Origin of the sequence: Acinetobacter sp. CIP 64.7 (assembly GCF_000369745.1) — a bacterium.
Taxonomy (GTDB): Bacteria; Pseudomonadota; Gammaproteobacteria; order Pseudomonadales; family Moraxellaceae; genus Acinetobacter; species Acinetobacter fasciculus.
Window position 1 is genome coordinate 274,376 of the sequence record NZ_KB850179.1, and the last position, 19,711, is coordinate 294,086.

At 44.7% G+C, this 19,711-nt stretch carries 17 protein-coding genes; 8 read left to right on the top strand and 9 right to left on the bottom strand.

The window, feature by feature from the left end:
• Positions 1-304 precede the first annotated feature (304 nt).
• Positions 305-2,053: a SulP family inorganic anion transporter gene (locus F890_RS07720; protein WP_005266303.1), complete on the bottom strand. Its 1,749-nt coding sequence runs from the start codon at positions 2,051-2,053 to the stop codon at positions 305-307.
• A 226-nt stretch (positions 2,054-2,279) separates the two neighbouring features.
• Positions 2,280-2,597 (bottom strand): ArsR/SmtB family transcription factor, encoded by a 318-nt coding sequence (locus tag F890_RS07725; protein WP_005266304.1) that lies wholly within the window; start codon positions 2,595-2,597, stop codon positions 2,280-2,282.
• 281 nt (positions 2,598-2,878) lie between these two features.
• Between F890_RS07725 and cysK the strand changes: the two genes are divergently transcribed.
• The 4 genes from cysK (at position 2,879) to F890_RS07745 (ending at position 7,442) form a co-directional block, all read left to right on the top strand.
• Positions 2,879-3,877, top strand: coding sequence for a cysteine synthase A (gene cysK, locus F890_RS07730; protein WP_005266308.1), 999 nt, complete (start codon positions 2,879-2,881; stop codon positions 3,875-3,877).
• A 185-nt stretch (positions 3,878-4,062) separates the two neighbouring features.
• Positions 4,063-6,762 (top strand): heavy metal translocating P-type ATPase, encoded by a 2,700-nt coding sequence (locus tag F890_RS07735; RefSeq protein WP_005266310.1) that lies wholly within the window; start codon positions 4,063-4,065, stop codon positions 6,760-6,762.
• On the top strand, positions 6,759-7,169 hold the full coding sequence (gene cueR, locus F890_RS07740; protein WP_005266316.1) for a Cu(I)-responsive transcriptional regulator: 411 nt from the start codon (positions 6,759-6,761) through the stop codon (positions 7,167-7,169). Before F890_RS07735 ends, cueR begins: the two co-directional genes overlap by 4 nt.
• Positions 7,170-7,247: 78 nt before the next feature.
• Positions 7,248-7,442: a heavy-metal-associated domain-containing protein gene (locus F890_RS07745; protein WP_004731127.1), complete on the top strand. Its 195-nt coding sequence runs from the start codon at positions 7,248-7,250 to the stop codon at positions 7,440-7,442.
• 95 nt (positions 7,443-7,537) lie between these two features.
• Here the strand turns inward: F890_RS07745 and F890_RS07750 are convergent, their stop codons facing one another.
• Positions 7,538-8,143, bottom strand: coding sequence for a TetR/AcrR family transcriptional regulator (locus F890_RS07750; RefSeq protein ID WP_004280405.1), 606 nt, complete (start codon positions 8,141-8,143; stop codon positions 7,538-7,540).
• Positions 8,144-8,642: 499 nt separating this feature from the next.
• Between F890_RS07750 and F890_RS07755 the strand changes: the two genes are divergently transcribed.
• Both F890_RS07755 and F890_RS07760 read left to right on the top strand, forming a co-directional pair.
• A complete protein-coding gene (locus F890_RS07755; protein WP_005266317.1) occupies positions 8,643-10,424 on the top strand; it encodes an acyl-CoA dehydrogenase C-terminal domain-containing protein in 1,782 nt (593 codons plus the stop codon).
• An 83-nt stretch (positions 10,425-10,507) separates the two neighbouring features.
• Positions 10,508-11,677 carry a thiolase family protein gene (locus F890_RS07760; protein WP_005266318.1) on the top strand — a complete coding sequence of 390 codons (1,170 nt, stop codon included), beginning with the start codon at positions 10,508-10,510 and terminating at the stop codon, positions 11,675-11,677.
• A 190-nt stretch (positions 11,678-11,867) separates the two neighbouring features.
• Here F890_RS07760 and F890_RS07765 read toward each other — a convergent pair whose 3' ends face one another.
• Positions 11,868-12,935, bottom strand: coding sequence for a zinc-binding metallopeptidase family protein (locus F890_RS07765; RefSeq protein WP_004731123.1), 1,068 nt, complete (start codon positions 12,933-12,935; stop codon positions 11,868-11,870).
• Positions 12,936-13,348: 413 nt separating this feature from the next.
• Here F890_RS07765 and F890_RS07770 point away from each other — a divergent pair, with 413 nt between their 5' ends.
• Together F890_RS07770 and F890_RS07775 are read left to right on the top strand one after the other, a co-directional pair.
• A complete protein-coding gene (locus F890_RS07770) occupies positions 13,349-13,792 on the top strand; it encodes a GNAT family N-acetyltransferase (RefSeq protein WP_005266319.1) in 444 nt (147 codons plus the stop codon).
• 145 nt (positions 13,793-13,937) lie between these two features.
• A complete protein-coding gene (locus F890_RS07775; RefSeq protein ID WP_005266320.1) occupies positions 13,938-14,825 on the top strand; it encodes an EamA family transporter in 888 nt (295 codons plus the stop codon).
• Between the two features lie 64 nt (positions 14,826-14,889).
• Here F890_RS07775 and pcaD read toward each other — a convergent pair whose 3' ends face one another.
• The 5 genes from pcaD to benE all read right to left on the bottom strand — a co-directional run bounded on the left by pcaD (position 14,890) and on the right by benE (position 19,673).
• Positions 14,890-15,669, bottom strand: coding sequence for a 3-oxoadipate enol-lactonase (gene pcaD, locus F890_RS07780; RefSeq protein ID WP_005266322.1), 780 nt, complete (start codon positions 15,667-15,669; stop codon positions 14,890-14,892).
• A gap of 69 nt (positions 15,670-15,738) precedes the next feature.
• Positions 15,739-16,944: a 3-oxoadipyl-CoA thiolase gene (pcaF, locus tag F890_RS07785; RefSeq protein ID WP_005266324.1), complete on the bottom strand. Its 1,206-nt coding sequence runs from the start codon at positions 16,942-16,944 to the stop codon at positions 15,739-15,741.
• 132 nt (positions 16,945-17,076) lie between these two features.
• A complete protein-coding gene (locus F890_RS07790) occupies positions 17,077-17,724 on the bottom strand; it encodes a 3-oxoacid CoA-transferase subunit B (protein WP_005266326.1) in 648 nt (215 codons plus the stop codon).
• Positions 17,725-17,743: 19 nt separating this feature from the next.
• A complete protein-coding gene (locus tag F890_RS07795) occupies positions 17,744-18,415 on the bottom strand; it encodes a 3-oxoacid CoA-transferase subunit A (protein WP_004647044.1) in 672 nt (223 codons plus the stop codon).
• A gap of 37 nt (positions 18,416-18,452) precedes the next feature.
• Positions 18,453-19,673, bottom strand: a complete 1,221-nt coding sequence (gene benE / locus F890_RS07800; RefSeq protein ID WP_004731109.1) for a benzoate/H(+) symporter BenE — start codon at positions 19,671-19,673, stop codon at positions 18,453-18,455.
• Positions 19,674-19,711: the final 38 nt, after the last annotated feature.

Consider the following 19,711-nt stretch of genomic DNA (forward strand, 5'->3'; position numbering starts at 1 on the left):
GGGCTAAATTTGGGAAAAAGTTGCGCTATTTTATACTTAATTTAAACAAGGCTTAAAATATATTTTCATATTAAAAACAAGATATTGATATTATTGATATATTCTAAAATTAACGGGTTTAAAACATTGCTTATATTGAAGAAAAACTTCTTACAATGATGAATAAATCAGCATATTTAAAATTGTATTCATGAAATAAATATCAAAGTTAAATAGATAAATTCAAATTATATTTGAAAATTCAAAAAATATTGGAGCTATGACCGGTTTGAATCTCCGGCCATAAGTTCCAGTATCTGTTGTCTTAAATTGTATAATCTTTATGCTGCTCAAAGATCTCTGGCGCCAGGTCCTGAATCGCCTGAAAATGGGTCAGATAAATCCGACCGCTCAGATGCGTCATCAATTTAGAAGCTTGCAGCTTGTCCATGACCGGACCTTTAACTTCGGCAAAATGCAGGCGAATATCCAGTTTGGCCAGTTCTGCATTTAAATCTTCCAGCATTTCCAGGGCACTCAGATCAATCGCACTGATGCTGGAACAGTTGATAATCACATGTTGTAGCTGGTCATTCAGGCTGATCTCATTGATCAGATAACCTTTAAAGCTATTGGCATTCAGAAACGTCAGATTCTCATCAATCCGCAGTGACAGCACCCGATCGGAGGTACTGACCTGATGCCGCTGAATATTTCGAAAATGCTGGGTACCTTCGACCAGACCGACGACCGCAATATGCGGTCGGCTGATTCGCCATAACATCAGCACAAAGGTCGAGACGATCCCAATAATCAAGCCGGTCGAAATATCAATCAGGACCACGCCGAGAAAAGTAATCCACATGGCAAGGCCATCTGCCTTGGAATAGCGCCAGGCATCAAAAAATGGCTGGAAATTAACCAGCTTCCAGATAGAAACAATAATCGTCGCGGCCAGAATGGTCAGCGGCAGATCTTCAAAAAATCCGGTAAAGAACAGGCTCACGAAAATAATCAGAATCGAGGATAAAACACCGGCCATAGGTGATTTAGCACCGGCATCCGCATTCACCACCGTCCGCGACAGGCTGCCCGTCACAGGAAAAGCTGAACTTACGCCTGCACTGATATTGGCCAGACCGAGCGCGATCAGTTCCTGATTACTGTTTAAATGACTGCGTTGCTGTAAGGCCGTAGCTTGAGCAATCGACAAGGATTCCACAAAACTGATCATGGCGATCATGCTGGCACCAGGTAACAAGGTCATCACCAGTTCCCAGTTCCAGTGAGGAAAGGACAAGGGCGGGAAACCGGATGGGATTGCACCGACGGTTTTAATGCCCTGAAGCTTTAAATCCAGAAAGACAATCGCCGCAATCCCGAGGCATACCAGAATCAGGGGCACCGCACGGACTAAAAAATCTGTAGAACCGATCCGGCTTTGTACCGCCTGAGATTTTAATAACTTGGGCAGATAGATCAACAGACCGATAGAGAGCAGGCCGAAAATCAGACTCGGCACGTGCAGCAGCGGAAAATATTGCAGCAAACTGCTGGCAAACTCCGGAATGTTATTGGCTTTTAAGGGAAGATCGACCAAAAACTTTAATTGCCCAAAAGCAATCAATAAGGCAGAGGCAATAATAAAGCTTTGGATCACTGGATGACTGATCAACTGGATCAGAAAACCAAAACGAAATAATCCCAAAAGCAGGGAAATAATCCCGACCATCAGTGCCAATAAGGTCGCAGCTTCGATATAGACCGGTGAGCCGACTTCAAAAAGTGGATTGAGCGTAGCAAAAGTCATCATGGAAATGATGGCCACCGGGCCAATCGATAAAGTCGAACTCCCACCAAGCAGCGCATAAATGATCATCGGCAGGATACTGGCATATAAGCCCATGATCGGCGGCAATCCTGCCAGCATGGCATAGGCCATCCCTTGAGGCACCAGCATTGCCACCACAATCAGGGCGGCCAGCACATCGGACTTAAATTTGACCGGCGTATAGTGGCTTAACCATGCCCAGGCAGGCAGTTTATGCAGAAGTTTAGACTTGGAATTTGGCATAAAAAGGTCTAAATCACAAATATAGATATATTATGCACAAATTCTGCTAAGAAGTCTTAGCTGATCTAGATTCTTGATGATTCATATAAAATGAATCATCTGGGCCAGTCACGTATCATTTCAAAAACCCTATTTTAAAGTTTTATGATCTTGATTGAATGGTGTAGAACGATATCAATAAGAGTTTAAAGAAACTCATCTTGATGACTGAAAAAAGAAAGATTCGTTATTTAGCTGAATTGCCGCAATACAATTGATAAAGGGTGTTTAAGACCACAATTAAATTTTGATCTTTAATTGAATAATAAATCTGTTTGCCGTCGCGTCGGGTATCTACCACATCGCTTTTACGCAGCATCATGAGCTGTTGGGAAAGAGTCGGCTGTTTAATCTCAGTTATTTCCTCAATTTCTGAAACATTCAGTTCCGCTTGAGACAGATGGCATAAAATAAGAAGACGGTCGGTATTGGCCAGAGATTTTAAAATGCCGACGACTTGTTCTGCTGAATCGCGCATAGTCGTGATTTCAAAATCGGTTTTCATTCAATATGTCCATTATAAAGTTACAGCCCGCTAATTATACGGGTCTTAGCCCGTAATACCTTGCTAAAAACAGTTAAGTTTTATGGTTTTTAATGAATTGAATTATCAATTAAAATTATATTTTAAATATTGATAGATAAGATAAATTTATTGCATAGTGCAGAAAGTATTTTAGTTCACATTCGTGCAATCAAGTGCAAGTTTCATCAAACATCTACAAAGCAAAAAAATGCTTGTATGATGTTTAAGCGACTTGAACCAATAACATCAGGGATATCATCATGAGTACAGATTCAGCTTTTCCAACACCTAATAATTTAGGTATAGCGGTTTATAGTAATAATGCAGACGCGATTGGAAATACACCGCTTGTTCGTATTAATCGTGTGATTTCCGCTCCGGCCACGGTACTTGCGAAAATTGAAAGCCGTAATCCGGCATTTTCAGTCAAGTGTCGTATTGGTGTCGCGTTGATTAATGATGCTGAAAAATCTGGCAAACTCAAACCCGGTATGCATATTGTCGAGCCAACCAGCGGCAATACCGGGATTGCATTGGCTTTTGTTGCCGCGGCCAAAGGTTATGACATTACTTTGACCATGCCTTCAAGCATGAGTATTGAACGCCGTAAGGTGGTGAAAGCATTGGGTGCCAATCTGGTTTTGACTGATCCGGCCAAAGGTATGAAGGGCGCGATTGAAGAGGCAGAACGTTTGCTGAATGAGAACCCTGAACAATATTTCCTGCCACAACAGTTTGAAAATCCGGCCAACCCTAAAATTCATGAAGAAACCACGGGCCCAGAAATCTGGGAAGCGACTGCGGGCAATGTCGATATTCTGGTCGCAGGTGTCGGAACGGGTGGAACCATTACCGGTATTTCACGCTACTTTGAAAAAGTGAAAAACAAGCCTTTATATTCTGTGGCGGTGGAACCTGCTGAGTCTGCAATTATTGGTCAGGCCAAACGCGGTGAAGACATTACACCTGGACCACATAAAATTCAGGGGATCGGTGCCAACTTCATTCCAGGCAATTTGGACCTAGACCTCGTTGATGAAGTGATTGCCATTCATAGTGCAGATGCAGTCGAGTGGGCACGTAAAACAGCAGCTCAGGAAGGTATCCTGGTCGGTATTTCAAGTGGCGCGGCTATGGCAGCAGCAGCCCAATTGGCGGCTCGCCCTGAAAATGCCGGTAAAAATATTGTGGTGATTTTGCCAGATGGTGGTGAACGTTACCTGTCTTCGATCCTGTTTGAAGATATTTCTGCTGAATAACATTGATGCATTTTATATTTTAAACACTGTTAGACAAGCCCGAAGTCATCTTCGGGCTTTTTATTGGGTAGTTTTAAATCGCAGCAGGACGCTGCATTATTTTTAAAATAGTCAGATGAAGGACTTGACCTTACCATGATGGGAATGTTTAAGCTATAACATCAACAGTGAGTTGAGGCATGGAGATGGGCATGGTAGAACAAGACAGCAACCGCTTATATGAGCAGCAGGTGCAGATTGGCGGTATGACCTGTGCCTCCTGTGTCGCTCGGGTGGAAAAAGCCTTGAAAAAAATTGAAGGTGTGGTCGAGGCATCTGTCAACCTGTCGACTGAAAAAGCTTTTATTAAAAGCCAGCAGCCGATTGCTGCCGCTGCGCTGGTTCAAGCAATTGAAAAATCCGGTTTCGATGTACCGACGCAACAGTTTGATTTGAACATTGAAGGGATGACCTGTGCATCCTGTGTGGCTCGCGTAGAAAAAGCCCTAAAAAAAGTGGAAGGCGTGTTGGATGCACAAGTGAATCTGGCCACTGAAAAGGCGCATGTGAGTGCGATCAATTCTGTGCCATTGTCCAAGCTGACTCAAGCCGTGCAAAAAGCCGGTTTTGATATTCAGAGCGATCGCATTGAACTGGCTATTGAAGGCATGACTTGCGCTTCATGTGTGGCACGTGTGGAAAAAGCTTTATTGAAAGTAGAAGGTGTCAGCGAAGCACAGGTCAATCTGGCCACCGAAACGGCCTGGGTGAAAGCCTTACATTCCCAGATTCCGGCCTTGATTGCTGCTGTGGAGAAAGCCGGTTATCAGGCTACAGTAAAATCCGGTACGGATATGTCGGCAGATAGTCATGGTGCTTTTCAGGAAAAGAAAGCCAATGAAACGGCACAACTGAAACGAGATTTATGGCTTGCAGTCATTCTGACAGCGCCTGTATTTATTCTGGAAATGGGCTCGCATCTGATTCCGGCATTTCATCATTTTATTGCCCATACGCTGGGAACCCAGAACAGCTGGTATCTGCAGTTTGTACTGACCACTTTGGTGCTGATTATTCCGGGACGGCGTTTTTATCAGCATGGTATTCCAGCTTTATTACGTCTGGCACCAGATATGAATTCTCTGGTCGCAGTCGGAACCATTGCAGCTTACGGATTTTCCTGTATTGCGACCTTTTTTCCACAGCTGTTACCGCAGTCCACCGTGCATGTGTACTTTGAAGCGGCCGCCGTTATTGTCGCGCTGATTTTACTGGGGCGTTATCTGGAAGCTAAAGCCAAAGGTAAAACCTCGGAAGCGATTCAGTATCTGGTCGGTTTGCAGCCGAAAACAGCCCGAGTGCAACAAAATAATCACTGGGTTGATCTGGCAATTGCCGATGTACAACAAGGCATGCTGATTGAAATCCGCCCGGGTGAAAAAGTCGCCGTCGATGGTGAAGTGGTTGCCGGGCAAAGTTATATCGATGAAGCGATGATTAGCGGTGAGCCTTTACCTGTGGCCAAACAGGCTGGTGATCAGGTTGTCGGCGGTACGGTAAACCAGAACGGAACATTGCAAATCAAGGCTACTGCGGTCGGCCAGGATTCGGTACTGGCGCAGATTATTCAGATGGTGGAACAGGCACAAGGTTCAAAATTACCGATTCAGGCCGTGGTTGATAAAGTGACTTTATGGTTTGTGCCGGCTGTTATGGCGCTAGCGGCCTTGACCTTTATGGTCTGGTTCCTGTTTGGGCCTGAGCCGAATCTGACCTACGCCTTGGTAAATGCAGTCGCCGTACTGATTATTGCCTGTCCATGTGCGATGGGACTGGCGACTCCTACCTCAATTATGGTCGGAACTGGACGTGCAGCAGAACTGGGCGTGCTATTCCGTAAGGGTGAAGCTTTACAGTTGCTGCAACAAACCAAAGTCGTCGCGCTGGATAAAACCGGAACCTTAACTGAGGGAAAACCGCTGCTGACCGACTTTGAAGTCACTGCAGATTTTAATCAGCAGACCGTATTACAGCTCGTCGCTTCAGTGGAGGCCAAGTCAGAACATCCGATTGCCCACGCCATTGTTCAGGCTGCTCGTGAGCAAGAACTGCAACTGAGTAAAGTGACCGATTTTGATTCGATCACTGGTGCAGGGGTAAAAGCACAGGTTGCTGGTCAGCAGCTGCATATCGGTGCAGAACGTCTGATGCAGGACTTGGGCTTAAATGTCGATCTGTTTAGAGCTACTGCACAAAAGCTCGGTGATCAGGGCCGCAGTCCTTTATATGTAGCGATTAATCAAAAGCTGGCTGCGATTATTGCTGTCGCTGACCCGATTAAACCGACTACTTATAGCGCGATTCAGGCCTTGCATGACCAAGGCCTTAAAGTAGCGATGATTACGGGTGATAATCAGCATACTGCGCAGGCGATTGCCAAACAGCTGAAAATCGATCAGGTGATTGCGGAAGTCTTGCCGCATGAAAAAGTCGATGCCGTACGACAACTCCAGCAGCAATACGGCGTGCTCACTTTTGTTGGGGATGGAATCAATGATGCACCGGCATTGGCCCAGGCCGATGTCGGTATGGCGATTGGAACCGGTACCGATGTCGCGATTGAAGCAGCCGATGTGGTGTTGATGTCAGGCAATTTACAGCATGTGGCTACAGGCATTGGTTTAAGTCAGGCGACCATGCGCAATATTAAACAGAACCTGTTTTGGGCCTTTGTCTACAATATTGCCTTAATTCCGATTGCCGCGGGTGTGCTTTATCCATTTTGGGGTATATTGTTATCGCCAATGTTTGCCGCAGGTGCGATGGCGTTGTCCTCCGTGTTTGTCGTCAGCAATGCCTTGAGATTAAAAGCCTATCAACCGGTGCAGTTTAAGGAGTCAGTATGATGAATATTGGTCAGGCGGCAAAACGTTCTGGCATCTCTGCGAAAATGATTCGTTATTATGAAGACATTGGTTTGTTGCCGGCTCCGAAACGCAGTGATACAGGTTATCGGGTTTATAGTGATGCGGATATTAAAATCTTAAGTTTTATCCAGCATGCACGTGAACTCGGCTTTTCTTCAGAGCAGATGAAAGAATTACTTGGTCTGTGGCTGAACAGCTCACGCCAGAGCAGCGAGGTTAAACAGCTGGCACAAAAACATATCCAGTTTTTACAACAGAAAATTGCCGATATGCAGCATATGCTGATGATATTACAGCAATCGGTGGAACAATGTGCCGGCAATGAACAGTCTGATTGCCAGATTTTAAAACAGATTGAACAGGGTGTCGTCCCTGAGCAGCACTGACCTGATCTGCAGTTCAGCTCAGATTAAATATAGTCTGCCGAATCAGATAAACTTTAAACCGATCCTATGGAGCTAAACATGAAATTCCGTATTGAAAACATGACCTGTGGTGGCTGCGCGCGCAGTGTCACGGCTACGATTAAAGATCTGGATGAAAATGCCACTGTGAATATTGATGTGGCCACTAAACTGGTTGAAGTTGAATCGACAGCCAGTGAATCTGAGATTGTTGCAGCTTTAACCGAAGATGGTTTTCCACCTGTGGCTGCCTGATCATTGTTGAGTTAGATCGCGAAAGTGATCTTATGAACTCATACAACCAAATAAAAAAATGCCTGATCGAATCAGGCATTTTTTTATTATAGTGATTATACCGATGAGATTTTATCTGGCGTCATGAGTGCCTGATTAATATAAAGTTTAATTAAACGTTCACGTGACCCAATTGCTTTTTGGTAATTGGTCGAATTTAATAACAGCGAAGCGCCATAGGTGACTGTCCAGATATAAGATAAATAATCGCGAATCGACATGGCACTTTCTAAAGCCACCAGATAATCATGGGTGATGTCTTTAATCCGGATAATCCGTTCTTCACGAATACGATAAAGCTCCTGAAATAACTCTTTCAGATTTTTTTCGTTATTGGTTAAACGCTCTTCAATGACATGCAACAGGATGGTTCGGTTTGAATTGAGCATGTGATAGAGCATATATTGTGAAACATAATTTTTAATATCGTTATTATGCTTTTTTGATATTTCTAGAATTCTTTTTTCATTCAGAATAATCAGTTCTAAATATAACTGGTTCTTGCTTTTAAAATGTTTGTAGATGGTTCCTTTTGCGATGTCCAGTTCACTGGCCAGCTCACTCAGGGTAATGTCCTGATTATTATCCAGTAGCAGGCTTTCCGCCATGCTGAGGATCTTCTCTTTACGAAGAAGGAAGTTCTGCTGTCTTACAGTCGTCATCTTCTTGGTCCATACTTTTCGAAAAAGAACCTTTCAAGAATATGCAATTTTGCACGCGATGGCTATAAAACTAAGGTCGTGATATTTATCTCATTTTGTATATTTATGCAGCAACTGCTGACAAATAAAAATAGCGATGCTGAGCAGCCAGAAATATTGTCAAGAAAACTGAACCCTAGAGATCAACTTTGCTAAATAAAATTCCATTTTCAGTATAATTATTTTATTGTTTCAGCGCACGAAGCTAAATCCTTCGACTGTTTTAAGCCCATATTTATCCGGGTTTAGTACGGAAAGTAGATCAATATTAAGCTGGCATATTCAGTCACTTATACTGAACATGAAGACGTGATTGTCAAGGCAACTTTATGAATCTAGATATAGATTTAATACTGCAAGAATTGGATATCACGATTTTAAAATCGCCCGCTTGGATTCTAATGAAAATTAGAAAATATTTGGCAACAGGATTGAGTATCACCCTTTAAGGAATTTAAAAATGCCGATTTATAATGCGCCGCTAAAAGACATGGAATTTATTTTAAATGATGTATTCCAAGCTGAACAATTTTGGCAAGGTAATGAAAATCTTGCACATTTAGATATGGCGACGGCAAATGCAATTCTGGAAGAGATGGCCAAATTTTCCAAAAATGTCATTCTTGACCTGAATCGTCCTGCTGATGAAGAAGGTGGTGCTCAGTTTAACAATGGTGTGGTGACGACACCCAAAGGTTTTAAAGAAGCGTTCAGACAGTTTGCCGAAGGTGGCTGGGTAGGCTTGGGTGCTCCTGAAGAATGGGGCGGGCAAAACATGCCGAAGATGCTCACGGTTCTGGCGGATGAAATGATCTGGAGCACCAACCCATCTTTTATGCTTTATCCACTACTCACTGTGGGTGCAGGTATGGCGATCAATGACCGCGCCTCACAGGAACAGAAAGAAACCTATTTACCAAAATTCTATACGGGTGAATGGTCGGGCACCATGTGTCTGACTGAACCACATTCCGGTACCGATCTTGGCATTATCAAGACCAAAGCTGAACCGAATGAAGATGGTTCGTACAATATTACCGGCACCAAAATTTTTATTACCAGCGGTGAGCATGATCTGAGTGACAATATCATTCACCTGGTTTTGGCAAAAACTCCGAATGCACCAGCAGGTTCACGTGGTATTTCATTATTTATTGTGCCGAAATTTCTGGTCAATGCAGATGGATCACTGGGTGAACGTAATGCAGTATCTGCCGGTTCAATCGAACATAAAATGGGAATTAAAGGCTCGGCGACCTGCGTCATGAACTTTGACGGCGCCAAAGGCTATATGGTCGGTAATGAAAATGAAGGTCTGGCCGGCATGTTCGTAATGATGAACTATGAACGTTTATCTATGGGAATTCAGGGCATTGGTGCAGCAGAATTTGCCTACCAGAATGCAGCACAATATGCGACGGATCGTTTACAGGGCCGTGCATCAACTGGTGCAAAATCTCCAGAAAAACCAGCTGATTCAATTCTGGTTCATGGCGATGTACGCCGTATGCTGCTCAATATACGTGCTAACAATGAAGCCTCGCGTGCTTTTGCAGTGTATGTGGGTCAACAGTTAGATATTACCAAATACTCGACCGATCCTGAGGCGGTACGTAAAGCGACTGACCGTGTGGCCTTGTTGACGCCAATCGCCAAAGCTTACTTAACCGACAAGGCACTAGATTCTGCACTGGAAGCACAAATGTGCTTCGGTGGTCATGGTTATATCCGTGAATGGGGCATGGAACAGTGTATTCGTGACCTGCGTATTTCACAGATTTATGAAGGCACCAATGGCGTACAGGCGATTGACCTGATTGGGCGTAAAACCACCAAATGTAATGGTGCTTATATCGCGGAATATATTGCTGAAATCCGTGAATTTGCACAAAGCTTGGATGATTCATTGACGATTAAAACGGCGACATTAGAGACCTGTCAGCAACTTGAAGACATCACCAGATTCATCGTCGAGCAGTCTAAACTGAATCCTGATTTTGCTAATTCGATTGCTGTCGATTATTTACATGCGATTGGTCTGCTCAGTTTTGTCTATATGTATGCGCGAATTAGCAAAGCCGCTGCAGCCAAAGACGACAGCTACTTCCAGAATAAACTGGTACTGGGCAATTACTATGTGGCTAAAGTACTTCCGGATTTGAGTGCACGAATCCAGCGTATTCAGGCCGGTGCGGAACTGGTCATGCAGTTGCCTGAAGACTATTTTACCGCACAGGCTTAACCCGCAATGATTGCGAAGGACCAGCCCTACAGCGCTTTGGCTATGTAGAGTTGATAACAATGATGAAAAAGGATGAAACTAAAATGATCGTAATTGTAGATGCAGTACGTACCGCGATGGGCGGTTTTCAAGGTTCATTGTCAAGCTGTAGCGCGCCAGATTTGGGTGCTGTGGCAATTAAAGAAGTGGTGGCACGTGCAGGTCTGTCGGCCAAGGATATTGATGAAGTAATCATGGGCTGCGTGCTGCCAGCCGGTTTAAAACAGGGTCCGGCACGTCAGGCCATGCGTCAGGCAGGTCTACCGGATTCAACTGGTGCGACCACCATTAATAAAATTTGTGGTTCTGGTATGAAAGCCGTGATGCAGGCAGCAGATGTGATCAAGGCCGGTTCAGCAGAAATCGTGGTGGCTGGTGGTATGGAATCGATGTCAAACGCACCATATTTGATGGACAAGGCACGTGCCGGTTTCCGCATGGGACATGGCAAAGTCATTGATCACATGTTCCAGGAAGGTCTGGAAGATGCTGAAACAGGTCTGTCGATGGGAATTTTGGCTCAGGAAATGGCGGATAAAAAAGGCTATACGCGTGAGCAGCAGGATGACTATGCGATTGGTTCATTAAACAAAGCCGTGACTGCCGTTCAGCAAGGTTTCTTTAAAGATGAAATCGTACCGGTCACTGTCAGTAGCCGTAAAGGTGATGTGGTAGTAGAGCAGGATGAGCAACCTTTAAATGCCAAGGCTGACAAAATTCCAACTTTGCGTCCAGCGTTCAAAAAAGACGGCACCATTACTGCGGCAAATGCCAGTTCAATTTCAGATGGTGCTTCAGCACTGGTGATCACCTCGAGCGAAATTGCTGCACAGCGCAACTTAAAACCGCTAGCTAATATTGTGGCCTATGCCAGCCATTCGCAGCATCCGTCAGAATTTACTATTGCACCTGTTGGTGCGATTGAAAAAATCCTGAAAAAAACCGGTTGGGATGCTCAGGATGTTGACCTTTGGGAAATCAACGAAGCGTTCGCCATGGTGACTATGTTAGCCATTGATGGTTTTAAACTTGATCCAGCAAAAGTGAACATTAATGGCGGTGCTTGTGCGCTTGGTCATCCATTGGGTTCTTCTGGTTCCCGTATTATCGTGACCTTGATTCATGCCTTAAAACGTACTGGTGGTAAGAAAGGAATTGCGTCCTTATGTATCGGTGGTGGTGAAGCGACTGCGATTGCTGTGGAACTGATTTAAGCACATCCTAAATCGTATATTCAGGTAGCAAACTCAATACTGATTCATTGGAGACTTTCTGCTCTTGGTTTGCCAGGAGCAGGGATTCTTTAAATCATATTAATTTTTAAAATACACAATAAAATCCATATTTTCAGACTTTGCTGATCCCATTCCAGCTATATTTTTACTATAAAAATTACTTTTTAAATTATTTAAAAACTTTTTCCAGCACATGCCGGTGAATAAATCGTAACTTGTCTTTAACTGCTTCGCTCAGCTTGAAGGGGTAGGCATCTTCCAGACCCATACAACGGTTTAAGGCATTCAGATTAAAGGTCAGGGTAACCCAGTTTTCCAGAATATGTTCAAAATCCTGTCCACCAATCGGGCATTCTTTAAAATCCATACTGGCCAGATAGCTGCCATTTCCTTCGACACGCATACCACCATAGTAGGCAGTTTCCAGTGTTTCCATCATATGCAGATAATGTGCCCAGGTTTCTGCCCAGTCTTCCCAGGGATGGGCGGTGGCATAAGCACTGATATACTTTTCCTGCCAGTTGATTGGTGCGCCTTCGTTATAATGGCGTTCAAGTGCCTTGCTGTAGTCTTGCCGCTCATCGCCAAAATACTGACGGAATTCATCTAGCAATTCCGGATGCATATGTTGCATGAGCGCAAAATAATAATGGCCGCTTTCATGACGAAAATGACCCAATAAAGTCCGGTAGTTTTCACCCATATTCACACGTGTAGTTTCACGATAAACCACATCAGCTTCAATGGCATTGAGGGTAATGACACCATTGGCATGACCAATTAAAACAGGCTTGTCTTCTTGGGGCAGGAGAAAATCAAAACGCAGACCAAATGGATCATCTTCAGACTTTTTAGGACGTGGCATCATGTTCATGCGCTGTGCCAAATACAGAAAACGGCGTTTGGCTTCTTCCAGTCGAAACCAGTAAATCAGGTTCTCGGAATTTTCCAGATCAGGAATGACATGAGTCAGCTGACAGGATTCACAAAACTCCTCGTCTTCATCGCTAGGAATCATCCAGTTGCATACCTGATAATTTACATAATTGTGACAGGGTTTATAACTGGCATGCTGGTAGTTTTTGGCGATTGGAACCCATCGCTCAGCACTCTGTTTTTCGAATGCGCATAGCTCTTTTTCCGAAGCGATATAACCGATCGGTGACAGACAGTGATCACAAACTGATTTGTAAAAAAACAGCTGTTGCTTGCAGACGGCACATTCAAAATGTTTCATTAAACTCCCTGTAGGGAAACGAACGACCTAAAATGTTTATCGATGATGAACACGAAAAAAGGTTCAGAATGCCTACCTAAATTTCTTCCTGATAAAGAAACATCATAAAAATTTCATTGAAAATTCTATATGGATGAATTGTAAATATAGGCTGCTTGATATTAAATGAAACATCAATTGAATCTTTTTTAATAAAAAAGTGTAGTTAAACAAGGTTTTATATAAATAGATTTTTTAAATAGAGTGAGTTGCCGTCTTAAAATACGGACAAGGCGTATTGAAGAATATTACCGAATATTCCGACTGGTTTTTAAATTTGGGGGAAGCCCATTCAAGAACAGCTAAAGCAGCTAACTTTTAATAAAAATAACTTTTTAATGTATACAACTTAATAAAGAGAAATTTAAAAAAACATGAAAATTAGAAAAGCCAATCTTCAGGATACTCGTGCCATTGTCGATGCGATTGCGCCCTTTGTCGATGCCGTGATCAGTTCAGAAGAGGGGCGCCAGCGCTTTCAGCCTGAGATGATCCAGACCATTTTCGAGCGTCCGGACATTCATTATTTTGTGGCAGAAATTGACCATCAGGTGATAGGCGTCGTGGCTTATATGGAACCTGCACACTTCATGCATTTTTTCCTGAACCAAGTCTATCAGGGGCAGGGTTATGGCCGGCAAATGTGGCACTTTTTAGAAAGCGGGATCCGCCGTCAAGGCCATTCAATTATTACGGTAAAATCCAGTCTTTATGCCTTGGATATTTACAAGCGCTTTGGTTTTGTGGAAACAGGACAATATACGGAAGAACATGGAATCCGTTTTATCCCGATGCGAAAGGATTATCCGGATTTTTAAGAGAAAAATAAAATTGTTTTTTCCGCTGGAATCTTTCCAAATTAAGGCAAACTTTCTGCTATCGGCCTGCATCCTATTTTTAATTAGTCAGTCCTTTTGTTAAGGCATAGAATTAATTCACTTTTGTAGTAATAGCGATCAGTAGATGGCATTCAGCTGGATTTTTTTTACTTTAATGGCTGCATTTATGCAGGCTTGGCGTAATGCCTTTCAAAAACAGCTTAGCACCACGGTGGATGTGTGGGGAGTCACCCTGGCACGCTTTATTTTTGGATTGCCATTTGCTGCGCTGTACCTGAGCAGCCTGTATTATTTCAAGCCAGTTGAAAGTGTGGTGCATTTCACCCCGAAATACTGGTTCTACATCCTGATTGCCGGCATCAGCCAGATTCTGGCAACTGCCCTGATGGTGCAGCTGTTTAAACAGAAAAATTATGCAATTGGCGTAGGGCTAGCAAAAAGTGAAGCCATTCTGGCGGCTATTATCGGGGTAATTTTCCTGTCTGATCATTTGTCTGTGCTGGCCTGGCTGGGTGTGGTGATGGGGGGCTATGCAGTTTTCCTGCTAAGTAAAGGTAGTCAGCTGACAGGCTTGTCTACCAAGACTTTAGCGATTGGGATTGGCAGTGGTTTAAGTTTCGCCATTACTTCGTTACTGGTGCGTGAAGCAAGTCTGGAATTACCGATGCTACCCACCATACACCGTGCTTCATGGGTGCTAGTCTCAGTGATCGGTTTTCAGTGTATCAGTATGCTGATCTATCTCAGCCTGTTTAGCCGCCAAACCTTGCAAGCCATGTGGCAACGTCTGGGCTTAACTTTTAAAGTGAGTGTGTGCAGTTTTATAGCATCACTCGGCTGGTTTACTGCCATGAGCATGATGAGTGTGCCGGTCGTGAAAACTTTGGGACAAATTGAGATTCTATTTAGTATGCTGATTTCTGCATATTTCTTTAAAGATAAACTGGCACGTACCGAGCATTGGGGTTTGGGCTTAGTGGTGATTGCGGCGATTCTAGTGATCTGGGCCTAATCTGAACGAATATTGAGAAGATAAAAAAAGCCACTTCGAAAAGTGGCTTTTTCTTTGCATCTGTTTAAGCGGCAATAAATTTCTGAACTGCCTGATTAAATGCTTCAGGTTGCTCGATGTTGGAAATGTGCGAGGCATTGATTTCAAACAACTGGCTTTGTGCAATTTCAGCTTGCATGGCTTGACCATCTGCAACCGTCGTCACCGGGTCTTGCTGACCAGCCACAATCAGTACCGGCACAGAAATGGTTTTGATCTGTTCACGTAAATCCGCCTTAGCCAAAGCTTCGCAGCAACTTGCATAACCTTCCGGGCTGCCAGCTCCAAGGTCGTTTGAAAGTTCCGCAACTGTCGCTGCGTTGCTCTGGATAAAGGGATCGGTAAACCAGCGTGATGCTGCAGTCGAGGCAATCGGTGCCAGACCTTGTTCACGCACCAGTGCGGCACGTTCCAGCCAGGCTTGTTCCTGACCAATCTTGGCAGCAGTATTGCAGATAATCACGTGGCTAAAACGTTCAGGTTTGTTAATCGCTAACCATTGACCAGTCAAACCACCCATGGAGATACCACAGAAAGACACCTTCTGGATGTTCAAGTGATCCAGCAGATTGACCACATCCTGACCTAGCTGATCAAGGCTATACGGACCTTGCGGTGCAGAGGAAGCCCCATGACCACGGGTGTCATAACACACAACAAAATAATCCTGCTGGAAAAATTCAATTTGTGGCTGCCACATGCTGAATTTGGTGCCCAGTGAGTTAGAAAAAACTAGGGCAGGTTTGCTGGCATCACCAAAGGTCTGGTAATTGATCTGGGCATCGTTAGATGTAAATGTTGGCATTTTTTTTAAGTCCTTAATCCTCCCTCGATCCCTCCTTTACGAAAGGAGGGAAGAAAGAGCATTTAATAATTAAACACGTTCAATAATCAAAGCGATGCCTTGACCGACACCAATACACATCGAACATAGAGCATATTGACCACCGGTTTGTTCCAGCTGGTTCAGTGCAGTCGTTACAAGACGCGCACCTGAAGCACCCAGTGGATGACCCAAGGCAATCGCACCACCGTTTGGATTGACTTTCTCTGAACCGTCTTCAATGCCAAGGTCACGAGTACAAGCCAAAGCTTGTGCTGCAAAGGCTTCGTTCAGCTCGATCACATCCATCTGCTCTAAAGTCAGACCGGTTTGCGCCAATAGTTTCTTGATGGCAGGTGCCGGACCAAAACCCATGATACGTGGTTCAACACCTACAACCGTTGAGCCAATAATTTTGGCACGTGGTTTTAAACCATGTTGAGCAACTGCTTCATCAGATGCGATTAAAAGAGCAGCCGCACCATCGTTAATACCAGAAGCATTACCCGCCGTTACTGTACCGTCTGCTTTGACGACAGGTTTCAGTTTTGCCAGAGCTTCTGCTGTGGTTGAAGCACGTGGATGTTCATCGGTATCCACAACCACCGGATCGCCTTTACGCTGCGGAATCACCACAGGAATGATTTCATTTTTATAGAAACCTTTGGCCTGCGCTGCTGCGGTACGTTGCTGGCTGGTCAGGGCAAACTTGTCCTGGTCTTCACGGTTGATGTTGAACTGTTCCGCCAGATTTTCAGCAGTTTGTGGCATGGTTTCCACGCCGTACATTTCTTTCAGTTTCGGATTAATAAAACGCCAGCCCATGGTGGTGTCTTCAATCTTCTGGCTACGGCCATACGCTGTTTCTGACTTGCCCATCACAAATGGGGCACGCGACATGCTTTCTACACCACCAGCAATAATCAGATTCGCTTCACCGGCTTTAATCGCACGTGCTGCCATCGCGATTGCATCCATTGATGAACCACATAGACGGTTTACTGTCGTTGCTGGTACCTGATAAGGCAGGCCTGCAAGCAGAGAAGACATGCGACCGACGTTACGGTTGTCTTCACCGGCCTGGTTGGCACAGCCATAGATCACGTCATCGACCTGTTCCCAGTTCACACTTGGATTGCGTTCCATCAAAGCTTTAATTGGCAGCGCACCTAAGTCATCTGCACGGACAGGCGCGAGGCCACCGGCATAACGACCGAATGGGGTACGGATGGCATCGATAATATATGCGTTTTTCATGTTTTCACTTTCCAAATCTTTGAATCCCTCCCAACCTCTCTTTACTAAAGGGAGGCGTTTTTCCCTGAATTTAAAGGGTGAAAGTCCCTCCTTTAATAAAGGAGGGATTTAGGGAGGATTTATAAATTAGTTTTAAGTCGCATCAATCAGTTTGGCACCAGTTAATGACTGCAATTCTTCAAATGACAGACCTTCAACTTTCTCAATCACTTTCATACCTTCAGATGTGACATCAATCACGCAAAGGTCGGTATAAATACGATCAACACATTTCAGGCCAGTAGCCGGATACGTAAGTTCAGCCACGATTTTTGGCTCGCCTTTTTTGGTCACATGGTCTGTGGTAATAAAGACTTTTTTCGCGCCAACAGCCAGATCCATCGCACCACCCACCGCTGGAATTGCATCTGGTGCACCGGTATGCCAGTTAGCCAAGTCACCATTTTCAGCGACCTGGAACGCGCCCAATACGGCGATATCTAAGTGACCGCCACGCATCATCGCGAAAGAGTCACCATGATGGAAGAAAGAACCACCTTCGAGTAAGGTCACGAATTCTTTACCAGCATTGATCAACTCCGGATCGCGGTCTTCTTCAGCAGGAGGAGGACCGAAAGCCAACAGGCCATTTTCAGAATGCAGGAATACGTCTTTATCGCTTGGCAGGTAGCTTGAAATCTTGGTCGGTAAACCAATACCGAGGTTTACATAGGCACCATCAGGAATGTCTTGTGCCACACGTTCAGCGATCTGGTCACGGGTCAGTTTGCTATAGCTCATTATTTATCTCCGATGCCAATTATTGTGCAGGTTTAACTTGAACAACGTGTTGAACAAAAATTCCCGGGGTGATGATGTGTTCCGGATCCAGTGCACCCAGTTCAACCACTTCAGAAACTTGAGCAATCGTCACATCAGCCGCCATCGCCATGATCGGGCCAAAGTTACGCGCAGATTTACGGTAGACCAGATTGCCCCAACGATCGCCTTTAGAAGCTTTAATTAAAGCAAAGTCAGCTTTAATCGGATTTTCCAGGACAAAATCTTTGCCTTCATAGTTCAAGGTTGGTTTGCCTTCAGCCAGCAAGGTACCAAAACCGGTTGGGGTATAGATTGGACCTAAGCCCATACCTGCTGCCTGAATACGGCAAGCCAGATTACCTTGCGGCACCAGTTCCAGCTCAATTTTTCCAGCACGATAAAGTTCGTCAAAGACCCAGGAATCAGACTGGCGTGGGAAAGAGCAAATGATTTTACGAACAGCGCCAGCTTTAAGCAGTTTTGCCAGACCATAATCGCCATTACCGGCATTGTTGTTGACAATAATCAGGTCTTTAATACCCAATTCGATCAGACCATCAATCAGTTCAGCAGGCTGACCCGCTGTACCGAAACCACCGATCATAATGGTAGAACCGTCCTTGATCTGGGAGAGTGCTTCTTTCAATGATAATGAACTTTTATCTATCATAATCTGGTCCTTACATATCCTAAACTGATGGATGTCTTTAAACTCGTTTTGAATCTGATGCTGTAACCGGAACTGCGTTACGGTTTTTCTGTGACAGCAGAAAATGTGCTACCAGGCCAATGCAAATTCCCCAAAAGACTGAACTCAGTCCCAAGAAATGCATGCCGGAAGCAGTCGCTAAAAAGGTGATAAGCGCTGCATCACGTTGTGACTCTTTGCCCATGGCCACGGAAATGTTGGTGGCAATCGCACCGAGCAATGCCAGTCCTGCCAAAGCCGCAATTAATTCTTTGGGCATTAGGCTAAACAGCATGACAATGCTGCCGGCAAATAAGCCGCCTAAAATATAAAAAAGCCCATTCGCCACGCCGGCGATATAACGCTTTTCTTTCAGCTCGTGCGCGTCTTTGCCTAAACACAAAGCAGCTGTGATTGAGGCCAAGACAATCGTGATACCCCCCACACAGGCCACTGCAAGCGAGGCAATACTGGTTGCACTGATAATCGGCTTGGCTGGCATGTCATAACCACTGAGTTTGATAATCGCCATTCCCGGTAAAAACTGGCCCGATAGGCTGACCAGAATGAGCGGGAGGGCCAGATTCAGGGTTGAACTCCAGGTCCATTCCGGTGCAATAAATTGCGGAATCGCCAGACTGAAATCTGCCGTGACCGGGTTAATCTTGCCCAGCAGCATGCTTAAAACCACACCGGCAATCAGCACCCAGACCATGGCATAGCGTGGACTAAAACGCTTGGCCAGCAAAAATACCGCCAGCATGCCAAAGACGATATACGGCATGGTATCGGTCGCGGTAAACAACCCTAAACCAAACTGCAGTAAAATCCCCGCCATCATTCCGGCAGCGACTTCCTGGGGAATCCAGGACAGCAATTTGTCGAAATAACCGGTAATCCCAATGAAAAAAATCACCACGGCAGAGGTGATATAGGCAGCAACCGCTTCATTGAGCGAGATATCGGGAAACAGCGTGACTAATAAAGCTGTTCCGGGTGCAGACCAGGCGGTAACGACAGGTATTTTGTATTTAATCGATAAAAAGATACCTGCGAGTGCGGCACCAATAGAAATTCCCCAAATCCATGAAATCATCATGTCCGGGGAAACCTGGGCTTGCTGCGCCGCCTGGAAAAAAATGATCAGTGGCCCTGAATAGGAAATCAGCACTGCTAAGAATCCTGCAACAGTTGCTGAAATTGACCAATCATTTTTTAATGTCTGAAACAGGGTATTCATTGGTGATGTGCCTCCTTGCGTCGAACCATGAGCCTGTT

Excerpts from the sequence above, each read along its gene's own strand:
- F890_RS07720 (WP_005266303.1), bottom strand. The coding sequence starts at position 2,053 with ATGCCAAATTCCAAGTCTAAACTTCTGCATAAACTGCCTGCCTGGGCA.
- F890_RS07725 (WP_005266304.1), bottom strand. The coding sequence starts at position 2,597 with ATGAAAACCGATTTTGAAATCACGACTATGCGCGATTCAGCAGAACAA.
- cysK (WP_005266308.1), top strand. The coding sequence starts at position 2,879 with ATGAGTACAGATTCAGCTTTTCCAACACCTAATAATTTAGGTATAGCG.
- F890_RS07735 (WP_005266310.1), top strand. The coding sequence starts at position 4,063 with ATGGGCATGGTAGAACAAGACAGCAACCGCTTATATGAGCAGCAGGTG.
- cueR (WP_005266316.1), top strand. The coding sequence starts at position 6,759 with ATGATGAATATTGGTCAGGCGGCAAAACGTTCTGGCATCTCTGCGAAA.
- F890_RS07745 (WP_004731127.1), top strand. The coding sequence starts at position 7,248 with ATGAAATTCCGTATTGAAAACATGACCTGTGGTGGCTGCGCGCGCAGT.
- F890_RS07750 (WP_004280405.1), bottom strand. The coding sequence starts at position 8,143 with ATGACGACTGTAAGACAGCAGAACTTCCTTCTTCGTAAAGAGAAGATC.
- F890_RS07755 (WP_005266317.1), top strand. The coding sequence starts at position 8,643 with ATGCCGATTTATAATGCGCCGCTAAAAGACATGGAATTTATTTTAAAT.
- F890_RS07760 (WP_005266318.1), top strand. The coding sequence starts at position 10,508 with ATGATCGTAATTGTAGATGCAGTACGTACCGCGATGGGCGGTTTTCAA.
- F890_RS07765 (WP_004731123.1), bottom strand. The coding sequence starts at position 12,935 with ATGAAACATTTTGAATGTGCCGTCTGCAAGCAACAGCTGTTTTTTTAC.
- F890_RS07770 (WP_005266319.1), top strand. The coding sequence starts at position 13,349 with ATGAAAATTAGAAAAGCCAATCTTCAGGATACTCGTGCCATTGTCGAT.
- F890_RS07775 (WP_005266320.1), top strand. The coding sequence starts at position 13,938 with ATGGCATTCAGCTGGATTTTTTTTACTTTAATGGCTGCATTTATGCAG.
- pcaD (WP_005266322.1), bottom strand. The coding sequence starts at position 15,669 with ATGCCAACATTTACATCTAACGATGCCCAGATCAATTACCAGACCTTT.
- pcaF (WP_005266324.1), bottom strand. The coding sequence starts at position 16,944 with ATGAAAAACGCATATATTATCGATGCCATCCGTACCCCATTCGGTCGT.
- F890_RS07790 (WP_005266326.1), bottom strand. The coding sequence starts at position 17,724 with ATGAGCTATAGCAAACTGACCCGTGACCAGATCGCTGAACGTGTGGCA.
- F890_RS07795 (WP_004647044.1), bottom strand. The coding sequence starts at position 18,415 with ATGATAGATAAAAGTTCATTATCATTGAAAGAAGCACTCTCCCAGATC.
- benE (WP_004731109.1), bottom strand. The coding sequence starts at position 19,673 with ATGAATACCCTGTTTCAGACATTAAAAAATGATTGGTCAATTTCAGCA.